Consider the following 14,371-nt stretch of genomic DNA (forward strand, 5'->3'; position numbering starts at 1 on the left):
GTGTCGGCGGCTGCGGCGAGGATCAGGTCGTAGTCGGCGGGCAGGTTCTCAAGGGAGATCTGCACGCGCGACGCGGGCTGGGCCAGCGTAAAGGAGTAGTAGTCGATATCGGCCGACGTGTCGATCTTCCCGGTGACCTGCTGGGTCCAGATGCCGGCGGTCGTGCCGAGGTCCTGCGCCGTGGCGGGCGTGTTGTGTGGGCCTGCCTGTTCAGGGACGGTGGTCAAGACGCCAGCCGAGGCCTCGGGCTGCTCGACGGCGGCGGCGGTGGCCGGGTGGGCGGGCGGTGCGAAGCCGAGCGGCAGCAGGATGAGGGCCGCGAACAGCGGCCAGATCACTCGCGTCAGGACGTGCTGTTGCATGCGCGTGTCCCCCTACGAATTGTAGATTGCAGATTGCAGATTGTGTGACCGGTTTCCGGGCTTCCGTACGGCTGAGCGAGGCGTCAGTCACCTTTTCCGCCAAAGATATGGTTTCAGGTTGCAATCTGCAATCTGCAATCTGCAATCTGCAATCTGCAATCTGCAATTTGCAATCTATGACAGGGCGCGGACGAGGTCGAGGTCGCGGGCGGCGTCAAGCTCGGTGAAGATCTGCTCGGCGCGGGCGCGGGCGTCGGCCAGGGCGCGCTGATCGTGGCGGGCCTGGGCCAGGCGGGCGAGCTGGTAGAGGGTCTTGCCCAGCTCATAGCGGTTGTCGAGCTGCTCCAGGGCGTCCTGGCTCTGGGCGAGCTGTCCGTGGGCGGCGGTGAGGTCGCCCTCAGCAAGGGCGACCTGGCCGAGGGCGCGGCGGGCGACGGCGGCCTCGGCGGCCATGCCGAGCTCGTCGGCCACCGCGAGGGAGCGCGCCGCGTAGTCACGGGCGGCGGCGCGCTCGCCGAGGGCGAGGGTGGCGTCGGCGGCCAGTCGCAGCACTTCGGGCAGGAAGGATGGCGCCTTGATCCGCTCGAAGTCGGCGATGCTGCGGGTGAAGAGGGCCATGGCCTGATCGGGGCGGCCCTGGTGCAGCAGCACCTCGCCGCGGTTATAGGTGGTGACGGCCACGCCGAGGGCGGAGCCGATCCGGCCGAACATCTCGCTGCTCAGCTGGTAGAGCGCGCCGGCCCGCTCAAGCTGGTTGCGGCCCACCAGCACCACCGCCAGGTTATTCGAGGTGCGGGCGACCCCGAGGACATCGCCGATATCCTCGCTGATCTGGAGGCTCTGCTCGTAGGAGCGCACCGTGTCCTGCCAGCGACCGAGCTGGAGGTGGGTGATGCCCAAGTTATTCAGGGTGTCGCTCAGCCCATCGAGGACATTGAGCTCGGCGAAGAGCGCCCTGGCGCGCTCAAGGGCGTCGATCGCCTGGCTCAGCTCGCCCTGGTCGCGGTGGATGTTGCCGATCAGCTTAAGGGCCTGGGCCTGGTCGGCTTGGCTCTGCATCTTCTCGGCGAGGCCCAGGCCCATGCGCGCCCACTCCATGGCCTGGACATAGTTGCCCTGGCGGTAGTAGATCCCGGCGCCGAGCAGGTAGCAGCGGGCGGTCTCATCGCGCAGCTCGGCGGTGGCGCGGGAGAGGCCGGTGCGCAGCCACGCGAAGGCGTCGTCGTAGCGCGAGCGGCGCTCGTCGATGCTGGCGAGCTTGCGATGCATGCGCAGCCAGACCGGGCCGGCGCTGGCCATGCTGAGGGCCTCGCGGAAGTCGCTCTCGGCGTCGTCGTACTCGCCGAGCAGCAGGTGGATATCGCCGCTACGCTCGTGGATCTCGGCCACCTGGGCCTGCAGCCAGAGCGGGTCGGGGCTGGGGTCGAGGCGCGCGGCGATCTCCAGGGCCGTGTGGTAGAGGGCCAGGGCGTCGCGGTTGGCGAAGCGGCGGCGGGCCTGCTCGCCGGCGCGCATGTGGTAGTCGAGGGCCTGGCCCCATTCCTCGGCCTGGAGGTAGTGCCATGCGAGCAGGGCCAGCTGGTCCTCGATGCGGTCGCCGCTGAGCTCCTCGATCCGGCGGGCCACCCGGCCGTGGAGGACGCGCCGGCGGGCGTAGAGGATGCCCTCGTAGGCGACATCACGCAGCAGGGCGTGGCGGAAGAGGTAGGCCAGTGTGCGCTCGAACAGATCGGCCTGGATGAGCTCGATGGCGATCAGGCGCTGGAGGCTCTCGTCGAGGGCCGAGTGGCTGGCGTAGACCCCCTGGACGATCGGCAGCTGGAAGCGCCGCCCGATCACCGAGGCCACCTGGACGAGCTCCTGGCGCTGCTCGTCGAGCCGGTCGAGGCGGGCGATCAGCAGACCCTCGATGCTGGTGGGCAGGGCGACCTCGCCCAGCGGCCGGGCCACCCGCCAGCGCCCGCCGTCGTCGCGCACGAGGACGGCGCCGGCGACCAGGGCGCGCACCAGCTCTTCGATGAAGAAGGGGTTGCCCTGGGTGCGCTCAAGCAGCGGCAAGATCTCGGCGGGCGGCTCGCTGCCGAGGATGGCGGCCAGCAGCTCGGCGCTGCTGGCCGGCGAGAGCTCGGGCAGGCGCAGGCGCACGGTCAGGCCCATGTCGTCCCAGGGGGCGGGGATAGGCGGGTCGGGCCGGTAGGTGAAGACCATCAGCAGGGGCAGGTCGGCGATCGCGGCGGCCAGCCCGCCTAGCAGCTCAAGGGAGGGCGAGTCGGCCCAGTGGATATCCTCGATCGAGATCAGCAGCGGCTGGCTGGCGGCGGCGCTGCGGAACAGGGCGATGATCAGCTCCTGGAGTCGGTCGTGACGCTGCTGTGGGCTGAGGGCCGAAGTGAGCGCGGACTCGCCCAGGTCGATGCCGAGGGCGTCGCCGAGGAGCGGGGCGAAGCGCTCACGCTCGGGCGCGAGCTGGCGGACGCGCTCGGCCAGGTAGAGCGTGCGGTCGCCGTCGACGGGGGGCAGGGCGCTGAGCAGGAGCAGCGCGGAGAGCGGGGCGCGCAGGGTGGCGTAGGGGGTGCGCTGGTCGTAGCTCTGGCACTCGCCGAGGATGATCTCGAAGTGGGGCACCGACCCATCGTCGGCCTGCCCGGCGACGCTGGCCGTCACCAGGCGGTAGAGCAGCTCCTCGGCGATGCGGCTCTTGCCGGCGCCGGCCTCGCCCACCAGGGCCAGCACGCGGCCGGCGCCGCGCAGGGCGGCGGAGGCCCCGGCGAAGAGCCGGCCGATCTCATCGTCGCGCCCGATCAGCGGCGAGTCGCCGATCCGCGGCCCGTTCGTCTGCACCACCGCGAGGCCGACGGCGTGGGCGGGGGACACCGGCTCGGCCATGCCCTTGAGTCGCAGGGGCGGGCGCTCCTCAAGCACGAACTGCCCGGCCACCGCGGCGCGGGCGCTCGGCGAGAGCAGGACATCGCCGTCGTGGCCGGCCGACATCAGGCGGGCGGCCAGGTTCACCGCCGGCCCCATCACCGTGTACTCGTAGCGGGTGGTGCCGCCGACCCGCCCGGCGAAGACGTTGCCGGTGTTGATCCCGATCTTCTGGGACAATTGCAGATTGTAGATGGCAGATTGCAGATTGTCTGTGCTGTAATCTGCCATCTGCAATCTGCAATCTGCAATGAGCTGGGCGATCTCTTTATTTGCCTCCTCAAGGGCGCGCTCAAGGTCGAGGGCGCAGCGCACGGCGCGGGTGGGGTCGTCCTCGTGGGCGGCGGGCGCGCCGAAGAGCGCCATGAGCTTATCGCCGTGGGTGTACATGTCCACCTTGTTGACGATCCCGTCGTAGCGGTGGACGACGGCCTGGGCCCGGCGGTAGTAGGCGTTGAGCACGGCGGCGGCGCTGGCCGGGTCGTCTTTGAGGCGCTCCAGGATGGCGCTGAAGTCGTGAAAGTTGGCGAAGAGCACGCTGACCGGGCGGAACTCGCCGAGGCCGACCTCGGAGTCCTCAAGGAAGCGGCGGGGCAGGCCGCGCACCAGGTAGGGCCGCAGCGCCTCCAGCTGGGCGGCCAGCTCGGCCAGATCCGGCATGTCGTCGGGCCCGTGGGGGGCGATCAGATCCGGCGGCGGCGGCGGCAGCGAGAAGAAGAGCAGCCGGTCGATCCGCTGGAAGCCGGCGTCGCGCGGCTCCAGGTGGGCGCCCACCAGCAGCGCGGCGGTCTGGTCAGAGATCACCACCTCGCCGGGGGCGGCGATCTCCTGGGCCATGGCCACGCGGTTGACCTCGGCGCCGGTGATCACCAGCTCGATATGGCTCTCGTCGCCGACCTCGGCGGCGAAGACGCGCCCGCTGTGGACGCCGACGCGCAGGCGCAGGGTGAAGGCCCCGGCGCGGGTCTGGAGATCCACAAACTCGGCCATGCGCTGCTGCATCGCCAGGGCGGCGGCGGCGGCGGCCGAGGCGTGGGCCTCGCCGATGGCCTCAGTGTCAAAGAAGGCCGTGATCGCGTCGCCGCCGAACTTGAGCAGGGCGCCCTGGTGGGCGTAGATCTCGGCGATCAGGGCGGCGAAGAGCCGGTTCACCACGGCGCTCACCTCCTCGGCCCCCTGGCGGCCGAGGACGCTGAGGCGCTCGGAGAGCGCCGTGAAGCCGGAGAGGTCGGCGAAGAGCAGGCTCCCATCCCAGAAGGCGCCTCCGGTGCGGCCGGGGCGCGGACGATCGAGCTGGGCGCGCACCAGGCGGGCGGGGATGTATGCGGCGCAGGCGGCCAGGTCGGCGCGCAGCTCGGCGGCGAGGCGTGCCCGCTCGGCGGCGGGCAGGTCGCCCCCGCGGGTCAGGGCGGCGGCCTGCTCGGCGGTGAGGTGGCTGAGCAGCGGCCCCAGGCTGGCGAGCGGTGCGGTCATATAGAATAGATAAGGGTACAGCGGACAGGGGACAGGGGACAGGCAATCCGCCTGCCCCCACAGCCTTGTCGATACGCTGGATAGGATATGATCGGGACGGTCGATCAGCCCAAGCTACTACATAGGCATGAACGTGCGCGACCGCCGATTTACCGCCGGTGCGACGCGTGCCACCATTGTACCTCTTGGTGCCAAACATCTGCTCACCGTGTGGGGCGGCCCCCTGTCCTCTGTCAGGACAGCACATAGCGCTGGAGGGCCAGGGCGACCCCGTCATCGGCGCAGTGGGCGGTGAGGGCGTCGGCGTGGGCCTTCACGGCGGCGGGGGCGCCCTCCATGGCCACGCTCATACCGGCCACGCCGAACATGCTGATGTCGTTCTCGCCGTCGCCGATGGCCAGCACCTCCTCGCGGGGCACCTCGTAGCGGGCCATCAGCTCGGCCAGGGCCGAGCCCTTGTTGATGCCGGGCGGTAGGAACTCGAAGAAGTGCGGGCTGGTACGCATCACCTCGAAGCGGTCGCCCATCAGCGCGATCAGCTCGGCGTCGAGCGGGCCGGGGCCGAGGAAGGTGAGCACCTTGTTCGGGTCGGGCACGCGCAGCAGCGCCTCGCGGGCGAGGCGCACGGCGGGCGGCTCGCCGTAGTCCTCAAGGATCTGCACGTGCGGCATGCCCGGCAGGGCGTAGATCACGTTCGGCCCGAAGACCACATAGGGCATCTCGCGCGCATCCATCAGATCCACCGCTGCGGCGAGCTGCTCAGGCGAGAGCCGGGCGCGGATGTGCAGCCGGTCGCCGTCGGGGTCGGCCAGGATGGCGCCGTTCAGGGTGATCTGCGGGCCGCGCAGGCCCAGGGCGCGCGCGTAGGGTCTGGCCGAGGCGAACATGCGCCCGGTGGCGATCAGCACGCGCGCCCCCCCGGCCACGGCGGCGGCCACGGCGGCGGCGTTGGCCGGGCTGATGCGGTGCTGCGGGTCGAGCAGGGTGCCGTCGAGGTCGATGGCGATCAGGCGGAAGGGCAAGGACGTGGCCTTTCTATGTCAGCCGCCACTCCATGAGGGCGGCGGCGACCCAGGTGGGCTTGGGGTGCCGATAGAGGTCCGAGGCGTCGCTGAAGGTCAGGTCGATGATCTGGCCGGCCATGGGTCCGCGCAGGGAGCGGAAGACCTGCCCGGCGTCGCGGGCGTCGCTCTTGGCGCTGACGCAGTGCTGGTTGTAGCCCCAGTAGTCGCCCCGGCCCAGGATCTCCATGCCCTCGGTGATCCGCCGGCGGGCCAGGTCGAGGCCGCCCGCGTCGGGGGCGAAGGAGCGCTCGGGCGGGTCGCCGTAGCCCAGGCCGTGGTGGAAGGCATCGGCGGTGGAGACGATCACCGCGCCCTCGGCGAGGCGGGCCAGCTCGTCGTAGCCGGGCAGGTCGGCGGGCCTGCCGCCGGCCAGGTAGGGGTAGCGCTCGATGACGCGCGGCCCGGCCACGCCGCGCCGCTTCGTCTCGGCGGCCCAGAAGTGCCGGAAGCTCATCAGGGCGTGGTCGCCGCGCCACTCCTCGCGGCCGGACAGGTCCGTACCTTGGATTCCATAGAAGGGAAACGCGCTGGGCGCGGCCCCGCCGGCCACGGCCACGCGGGCCTGCTCCATCTCGTCGGTGAAGGCGTGCAGCACGCTGACCACCAGCACCGTGTCGGCCCCGCTGTCGAGGCAGGCGTTGACCACGGCGGCGATCTGGTGGCCGCAGTCGAGCACGCCGGCGTGGGGGAAGACCAGCACGCCGCCGCCGCGCAGGGTGGGCGCGAGGTCCCACTGGCGGGCCTGCTCCAGCCGCTCCAGGGTGCCGCGCTCGCCCATCTGCTCGTGCTCCGCGCGGTAGAGCGCGTGGATCTCCTCGCGCAGGTTGCGCCGGTCAAGTGCCATGGCAGGTGCCTCCACTGATTATGATCTCAATGGAGGCATTGTACCATTGGCGCGGGCGGCTGGATGGCGGGGGGCGCGGACACGAGGCGGCGGGGTCACATAGTGGAGGCCGGCCGCTCGCCGAGCACGGCGAAGGCGGGCATGGGCGAGCCGGGGGCGACGGCGCTGCGCACGCGGCGGTAGCCGACGGCGGCGAACTGGGCGGCCAGGTCGTCGCGGACGGCGAGCACATCGGCGGCGCTGGGGGCCTGGCGCGGCTGGAGGACGATGGCCAGGGTGCCGCCGGGGCGCATCACGCGGGCCACCTCGCGCAGGTCGTCGGCGAGGCTGGGCCAGAACTGCACATTGTTCACCGCCAGCACCCGGTCGAAGCGGGCGGCGTCGAAGGGCAGCGCGCTGGCCGAGCCGATCTGTAGGCGCACCCGGCCGGCCTTCACCATCGCGGCGTTACGCCTGGCGGCCTGCTCAACCATCAGCGGTGAGACGTCGATGCCATCGACCTGGCCGTTCCGCGCCCGGCGGGCCAGAGCCTGCACGGCCAGCCCCGGCCCGAAGCCGATCTCGAGCACGTGGTCGCCGGGGCGCACGGCGAGCTGATCCACCGCCCAGGTGTTCAGGTCGCGGTTTGTGAGCGCCATCAGCCAGCCGGCAAGCCGCCCGCCAAGGCCCTGGGGGTTGCCGAACTGATCCTGGAACCGCTGTGCCATCCTGCATCCTCATGATAATTGGGGGCAGGAAGTATTGTACCAGGAGTTGGGGGTTGGGGGTTGGGGGTTGGGGGGCGATGATCTTCCCCGACTCCCGACTCACCGCCCAGGCAGCCGCAGCCGCAGGACCTCGATCGCGTCGGGGCCATCGATGCTCGCGGGGAGGGCCTGGCCGAAGGTGAGCGGCAGGCGCTGTCCGTCCTCGGGGGTGTAGAGGCCGAGCACCACCTGGAGCTCGCCGCCCATCAGTGTGGGAGGCAGAGCGATCGGCATCGGCGTGCCGAACTGCTGGCCGGTCTGCCAGGTGGCGAACATGCCGTCGTCGATCACTGTGTCGATCTGGGCGACAAGATTCCCGGTGGAGTCCAGCACATGGACGAAGCTGCGCACCCCGCCCGGCCGATCCTGCTGGATGTCCCAGGAGGGGGTGATCAGCAGCGTCGAGCCGGTGAGCTGGGAGGAGATCCCGCGTAGGTGTACCCCGCTGAACACGGCGTCAATGCTGCGCGTGTATGGCCTCGGCAGCTGGTGGACGCTGGCGTAGGTGATGCCGTGGACGCGCAGGGTGAAGAGCGGCGGGGTCTGCGAGGCGAAGGCCTCGGCCACCGTGCTGCTGTCGCGCTCGGCGACGCTGCTGTAGACGACGGCGTAGTTCGCCGGCTCGGTCAGCGTGTCGATGTCGAGGTCGTAGACCGCCACCGTGGGCCGCACGAAGGGCTTGAGGGTCTCGGGGAGCCATGAGAGCACCGGGCCGCGCTCAACGTCTGGGCGGGCGTTGAGCCATGCGCCCACCTGCTCCATCCCCTCGCCCCAGCCGGTCAGCAGCGCGGACTGGGCGGTGGCGCCGCCGCCAAGGAGGGGCGTGTAGTAGGCCAGGTAGTAGGGCGAGTAGGTGAACAGCGGCATGGCGATGGCGGTGACGGCGACGCCGGAGAGCAGGGCGCGCGAGCGCGTTCTGCGTAGAGCCTCGCGGATCTGCTCCAGCCCGCGCGCCCAGTCGAGGGCGTAGGCGATCCCGATCGCCGCGAGGATCTCGAGCGAGGGCCAGATCGGCAGCAGGTAGCGGTCGAACTTCTTGGGCATCTGCGAGAGGGCGATGATAACGAGCGCGCAGAAGGCGATCAGGGCCAGCATCACCTGGCGCTGGCGGGCCTCGTCCGGGTCGCGCCGGTGGCCAGCCGCCGGCACGGCGTCCGCGCGGTGGCTGAGCAGCTGCCAGATGCCGTGGCCGAAGAGCGCGATCAGGCCGAGGCTCATCGGCGGCGCGGCGCGCCAGCGGATCACGGCAATATAGAAGGACCAGCCGGGGTCGGCCACCGCCTCGCCCATAAAGTAGTTCCCCGCGCTGTGGGCCTTGCCGCCGTTGTCGATCACCTCGCCGATGATGGTGCCGAGGGAGCCGAGCGGGTCAACCCACATGGCCGGCCAGATGGCCACGAAGGCCAGGGCGGCCACGGCCAGCCACGCCAGGAAGGCGGCCGTCGCGCGGAGCAGGGCGCCGGCGATCCGCTGGGCCGCCGAGGTGTTGTGCTGTGGTGTCTGGAGCTCGACCGCGAGCATCAGCATGCCGGCGAAGGGCAGCAGCAGCAGGGCCGGCGACTTGGTGAGCATGGCGAGGCCGGCGAAGAGCCCGGAGAGGAGCAGGGACGGCCGCCGCCAGAGCGGGCGCGGGGCCCCGCGCGCCGGGGGGCCGAGGGCGGCAACCAGCAGAAAGAGCAGGCTCACGCTCATCAGCGAGGTGAGCATGGCGTCCAGGTGCAGCAGCCGGCTGTGGGCGATCAGGAAGGGCGAGGTGGCCCAGAGGCCGGCGGCGATCATGGCGGTGTGCGGGCGCAGCAGGCGCAGCAGCAGCAGGTAGCCGACACAGACGGCGAGGGCGTTCACCACCGCGAGGGGCAGGCGCAGGTAGGCGAGGTAAACCGCCCCGGCGCCGGGGCCGGGCTCAGGCACGCCGGCCCGCTGGGCGAGCGCCCGGCCGATGGAGCCGAGCCACATCGTCGTCACGCCGGGGTGGCCGGTCTGGTTTGTGTTGGCCCAGTCGCCCTCTGTGATGGCTGCGCTGAAGCGGGCCACCCGTCCCTGCCAGAAGTAGGCCTCGTCGGTGGTGTAGAAGTCGCTCAGGCTGATCACGCGCGGCAGGAGGGCGGCGATCAGCAGGGCGATGGCGATCAGCAGCGTCGCCAGGGCGCGCGCGCGTAGGTCCGCGCTGAACTCCCGGCGCGATGCGCTCGGGGTCAGGATTGGCGGCGCATCGCTGCGCTGTCTAGCCGGCCGGTAGTGAGGGCCGGCGCGCAGATCGCCGGACATGGGCAATACTCCAGCGGCTCTGTGGTTCAGGGATGTGGCGGGGGGGGATGATCAGTGCCATCCACATGGCCATGTGCAAGGGCGGGTCTGCGATCATACTACCCTTGTTCGCGGCGTGTTGTCGTCCCTCAAAAGAGGTACTGCTGTGCCACGTAGACACATACCGTATGGCTCTGCGGCGGCGCGGCGTCGTGCGTCTTTTGGCACTACCGCAGAAGGCACGCTGGCACCCAGGAAGCCACCTCCCCATGTCACCCTGAGCGCAGCGAAGGGTCTTCCCGCTCACAGGTGGTAGATGCTTCGCTGCGCTCAGCATGACAGAGAGCTCACCGCGCGACTTCTGCGGTAGGACATGGTTCAAACCAGCACGCCGAAAGACAAAGGGGGGGCGCTCACCTGGAAGGGAGCGCCTGGAGGGTGATGGTGACCGTGGTGCCTGCGCCGAGGGCGCTGGCGATGCCGATCTTGCCCTGCTGGGCGTCGATCAGGCCTTTGGCGATCGGCAGGCCCAGGCCGGCGTTGCCGCTGACGCCGCGGGCCTGGTCGGCCCGGTAGAAGCGCTCGAAGACGTGGGGCAGATGCTCGGGGGGGATGCCGCTGCCGCTGTCGGCCACCTGGATCTGGATATGCTGGCCGCGCTGCTCGGCGCTGAGCGCGATCTGGCCGCCGGCCGGCGTGTAGCGCATGGCGTTGTCGAGCAAGATCAGCAGCACCTGGCGCAGCCGGGCGGCGTCGGCGATCGCCACGCCGGCCACCTGGCCGAGGCTGATCGCGATCCCGCGCTCGCCGCTGATCCGCCCGACCTGGCGCTGGATATCGCCGAGCAGATCGGTCAGATCGACGGGGCTGCGATCGAGCTTGAGCCGGCCGCTGTCGAGCCGCGAGAGGGTGAGCAGATCATCGACCAGCCGGCGCATATGGTCGGCCTCGGTGAGCACATCGCCGAGCAGCTCGCGCTGGTCGGCGCTCTCCCCCTCGATGGAGCGCATGGCCACCTCGGCGCTGGCGCGCATCAGGGTGAGCGGCGTGCGCAGCTCGTGGCTGGCGCTGGCGACAAACGACTGCTGGCGCTCCCAGGCCTGCTGGGCCGGGCTGAGCGCCCTGCCGGCGAGCCACCAGCTCCCCGCCCCGAGGATGACCAGGCTGACCCCGCTGAGGGCGAGGAGCACGATCAGCAGCTCGCTCAGGACGTGCTCCTGGTCGGTGAGGACGCGGCCGAGCTGGAGGGCCGCCGGGCCGTCGCTGCGGGTGAGTCGGTAGGTGAGCATTCGCACCCGGCTGCCATCGGCGAGCGTGATCGTCCGCAGGTCGCGGCCGCTCGCCAGGGCGACGCCCAGCGCATCTTTATCGGGCGCCAGGGGCGGCGCGTAGGGGTTGGGGTCGAAGAGCAGGCGGCCATTTTTGTCCAGGGGCAGCACGAAGATCGCGGCCAGCTCGGCGTCATAGGCCGACTCGCTAAAGCTCGCGACCGGGTCGACCGGTGTGGCGGTGGGCTGTGAGGGAGAGAGAACATCATCGAGCACCTTGGCGTTGATCAGATCGCCGCTGTAGGCGTCGAGATAGTACTCATCGCCGTCCTCAAACTTCACCTCGTAGCTCAGCCGGTCGCTCTCGGTGGTTATCTTGATATCGTGGACGATGCCGCCGCCGTGGTAGGAGATGGCGAGGTGGGTGGCCTGATCGCGGGTGATCGGGATCTGGCTGGCGGCCGGTCGGCTCAGGGGCGCCGCGTTGTCGCGCAGGATCGACCAGTCGCGGTCGGCGGGGATCAGCTCAAGCGGGATCGGCGCGGCCAGAATATGGAACTCGTGGGTCATCTTGTGCTGGAGGGCCAGGTCGGTGACATCCTGAAAGTAGCGGTCCACGATCAGGTAGCCGCCGCCGCCCACCAGGGCGATCAGCGCCAGGGCCGAGAGGGTGTAGAGCAGAGTCATCTGCAGCCGCAGCCCATTAAACACGGTCGGACTCCAGGCGGTAGCCCAGCCCGCGCACCGTGACGATCGGGTCGCGCTCGCCGGGCGCGTTGAGCTTCTTCCGCAGGTAGGAGATGTAGACATCGACCAGGGCGATCTGGACATCGTGGTCGTAGGACCAGACATAGTCGAGGATCTGCTGGCGGGTGAGGCTGATGCCGGTGTTGCGCATCAGGTACTCGAGCAGGTTCCACTCGGTCGGCGTCAGGTCGAGGGATCGCATGCCGCGGCGGGCGGTGTGGCTGCGCAGGTCGAGCACGAGGTCGCCGATGCGCAGCTCCGATGTCTCGCTGCCGGCGGGGGTGAAGCGCCGGCTGAGGGACCGCACGCGGGCGAGCAGCTCCTCGAAGGCGAAGGGCTTCACGAGGTAGTCGTCGGCGCCGCTGTCCAGGCCGCTGACCCGATCCTCCAGCTGGCCGCGGGCGGTGAGCAGCATCAGGGCGATCGGCAGGCGCGCCGCGCGGATCGCCCGACAGATCGACGGCCCGTCGCGCCCAGGCAGCATCCAGTCGACGATCACCACCTCGTGGATGCCCTGGAGGGCGATGTCTAGCCCCTCGTCGCCATCGTGGGCGACCTCAACCGTATAGTGCTCCTCGGTGAGCACGCGGGCCATCAGGCGGGCCAGCCGCTGGTCATCCTCAATAATCAGCACGCGCATAGGTCACCACTAGCTTCGTTGTATGAGGTACATGTACGTTAGGGATGCAGATCGCTTACCCTAGCCTAGCACGCTCCCATTGGAGCCCCCTTGGAGCCAGGGTGAGAATTCTTAGAAGATTTTAAGAATTTACTGCTAGGGTAGCACACAATCCCAGCGGGGGCCATCTAGTTGAAAGGGCCAATTATGGCTCGGCTTGGTGCGTTTACCTTCCGGCCACACGGGGCCGGGATCGAGAAGTTTTTTGGCTCCCTGGAGAGCGCCATCCTCGAGCTGATGTGGTCCGAGGGAGAGTGCTCGGCGCGCCAGATCTACGAGGCGCTGCGCGACAACGGGAAGCGGATCTCCTACGGCGCCACGAAGACCGTGCTCGACCGGCTGGTGCGCAAGCAGATCCTCCAGCGCGTCGCCGACGGCCGCCGCTTTCTCTATGTCGCCCGCATGGATCGCGCCACGCTGATGCACAAGCTCGTGAACATGCTGATCATCAGCCTGCGCGATGAGGCAGACAGCGATATTGTGACGGCGCTGACGGACGAGATCGATAGCTTGAAGGTATCGGGCACGGTCACGTAGGGCGCAACCAAACATGCCGTGATCTTACAGGTGCCTGGCGTGTGCGATCGCCAGGCACCTGCCATTTCTTGAGCCAGTCTTTGAGAAACGACCGCATCGTTCCAACGGGTTTCTCAGAAACGAACGGTATCCTGGCTCTATCAACACAGCGACGCCCGACCCGTGGCGACGTACACCATCACCCACAAGGAGCACTTTTTATGAACCAGCGCAGCGCACTACTCATCGCCGCCGCTCTCACTGCTTTTTTGCTCGTCCTCGCGGGTGGCCTGGCCAGCCGCCTCTCGACCGCGCCGGACCTCGGAGCCACTGAGGTCGCCGCCATCCCGACCGAGGCGTCGCCGCCGACCGAGGTGGTCACGCTCGACCCCACGGTCGAGGCGCTGATCAAGGAGCGCGAGGCGGCCTACCAGCAGGCCCTCGCCGAGGCGAACAGCCGCCTGAACCAGGCGAACGAGCAGATCGCACAGGCGAACGGCCAGATCAGCGCCCTCGACCAGAGCCGCCAGGATCTGGCCGACCAGCTCAACCAGGTGAACCAGAGCCAGCCGGTGGTCGTGGCGGCCCCGGTGGCGGTGGCCGCCGCGCCTGCCCAGGCGCCCGCGCCGGCCGCGCCGGCCGCCGCGCCCGCGCCCGCTCCGGCTGAGCCGACCTACGCCGTCTCGGCCGACCAGGCCCGCGACATCGCCCTCGGCGTCGCCGCCGCCGGCGCGAACCTCCAGAAGGCGCCGGAGCTGGTGAACTACCAGGGCACCCCGGCCTACGAGGTCGTGCTCGACAAGGGCAACGTGTACATCGACGCCCGGAACGGGGCGGTGCTGTGGAACGGCGCGGCGGCCCCGCAGCTGATCAGCCAGGATCAGGCCATCCAGTCGGCCCAGGCCTACCTCGGCGGCGGCACGGTGAAGAGTGTCAACCTCCAGGACGATAACGGCGCGCAGACCTACCAGGTGCAGTTCAGCGACGACAGCAAGGTCTATGTGGACGCCATCTCGGGCCAGGTCGTCTACGCCGAGATCCGCACCAGCGGCACGCAGTACGCCAGCGGCGGCGGCGACGACCACGACGACCACGAGGGCGGCGAGCACGAGGGCGGCGACCACGAGGGCGGCGAGCACGAGGGCGGCGAGCACGACGACTAGACTAGCGTAAGGGCGCAGCAGCGGCGCACACGATGCGCGGCACGTCGCGCATCGTGTGCGCCGCTGCTGCGCCCCAATAAGGAGCACCTCAATGGCCCCCAAGAACAACCCCGCCCGCCAGAAGGGCGTCCCCGGAGTGAAGGCTCTCGTCACCACCAGCGCCCTGGCCGCCACCCTGGCCGGCTGGGCCACCTTCAGCATCAACACGCCTGCCCCGACGCCCGTACAGGCCGCCGCGCCCATTGATGTCGATGCCCCGGTCATCGTGATGGCCCCGCCGCCGGCCTGGCTCGCGGAGCGGCCCAGCATCGCGTCCATCCCGGAGGTGGCGACGGTG

10 protein-coding genes and 1 pseudogene are annotated in these 14,371 nt (G+C 69.9%); 3 read left to right on the plus strand and 8 right to left on the minus strand.

What is annotated here, in order from left to right; all coding sequences use genetic code 11:
* The 8 genes from K2Z83_RS13295 to K2Z83_RS13330 all read right to left on the minus strand — a co-directional run.
* Nucleotides 1-362: hypothetical protein (locus tag K2Z83_RS13295; protein WP_220595669.1), on the minus strand; the 362-nt coding region annotated here is incomplete at its 3' end.
* Nucleotides 363-536: 174 nt separating this feature from the next.
* Nucleotides 537-4,760 (minus strand): adenylate/guanylate cyclase domain-containing protein, encoded by a 4,224-nt coding sequence (locus tag K2Z83_RS13300; RefSeq protein WP_220595670.1) that lies wholly within the window; start codon nt 4,758-4,760, stop codon nt 537-539.
* Nucleotides 4,761-4,993: 233 nt separating this feature from the next.
* Entirely contained in the window at nt 4,994-5,782 is a 789-nt protein-coding gene (locus K2Z83_RS13305; protein WP_220595671.1) for a Cof-type HAD-IIB family hydrolase, read from the minus strand.
* Nucleotides 5,783-5,795: 13 nt separating this feature from the next.
* Nucleotides 5,796-6,668 carry a hypothetical protein gene (locus K2Z83_RS13310; protein WP_220595672.1) on the minus strand — a complete coding sequence of 291 codons (873 nt, stop codon included), beginning with the start codon at nt 6,666-6,668 and terminating at the stop codon, nt 5,796-5,798.
* Nucleotides 6,669-6,763: 95 nt separating this feature from the next.
* Entirely contained in the window at nt 6,764-7,375 is a 612-nt protein-coding gene (locus K2Z83_RS13315) for a class I SAM-dependent methyltransferase (RefSeq protein WP_220595673.1), read from the minus strand.
* A gap of 99 nt (nt 7,376-7,474) precedes the next feature.
* The gene (locus K2Z83_RS13320; protein ID WP_220595674.1) at nt 7,475-9,682 is read right to left on the minus strand and encodes a glycosyltransferase family 39 protein; all 2,208 of its coding nucleotides are present in this window, start codon (nt 9,680-9,682) and stop codon (nt 7,475-7,477) included.
* Between the two features lie 392 nt (nt 9,683-10,074).
* Complete coding sequence (locus K2Z83_RS13325; RefSeq protein ID WP_370650170.1) at nt 10,075-11,640, minus strand: ATP-binding protein; 1,566 nt, start codon at nt 11,638-11,640, stop codon at nt 10,075-10,077.
* Nucleotides 11,633-12,316 (minus strand): response regulator transcription factor, encoded by a 684-nt coding sequence (locus K2Z83_RS13330; protein WP_220595675.1) that lies wholly within the window; start codon nt 12,314-12,316, stop codon nt 11,633-11,635. Before K2Z83_RS13330 ends, K2Z83_RS13325 begins: the two co-directional genes overlap by 8 nt.
* Nucleotides 12,317-12,502: 186 nt before the next feature.
* On the opposite strand from K2Z83_RS13330, the gene K2Z83_RS13335 reads away from it, so the two are divergent.
* From K2Z83_RS13335 to K2Z83_RS13345, 3 genes and pseudogenes are all read left to right on the plus strand, one after another.
* Complete coding sequence (locus K2Z83_RS13335) at nt 12,503-12,892, plus strand: BlaI/MecI/CopY family transcriptional regulator (RefSeq protein WP_220595676.1); 390 nt, start codon at nt 12,503-12,505, stop codon at nt 12,890-12,892.
* Nucleotides 12,893-13,092: 200 nt separating this feature from the next.
* Nucleotides 13,093-14,034 carry a PepSY domain-containing protein gene (locus K2Z83_RS13340; RefSeq protein ID WP_220595677.1) on the plus strand — a complete coding sequence of 314 codons (942 nt, stop codon included), beginning with the start codon at nt 13,093-13,095 and terminating at the stop codon, nt 14,032-14,034.
* A 91-nt stretch (nt 14,035-14,125) separates the two neighbouring features.
* Nucleotides 14,126-14,371, plus strand: a pseudogene (locus K2Z83_RS13345) (hypothetical protein); the annotation flags it as partial.

Source organism: Oscillochloris sp. ZM17-4 (assembly GCF_019599295.1).
Taxonomy (GTDB): domain Bacteria; phylum Chloroflexota; class Chloroflexia; order Chloroflexales; family Chloroflexaceae; genus Oscillochloris.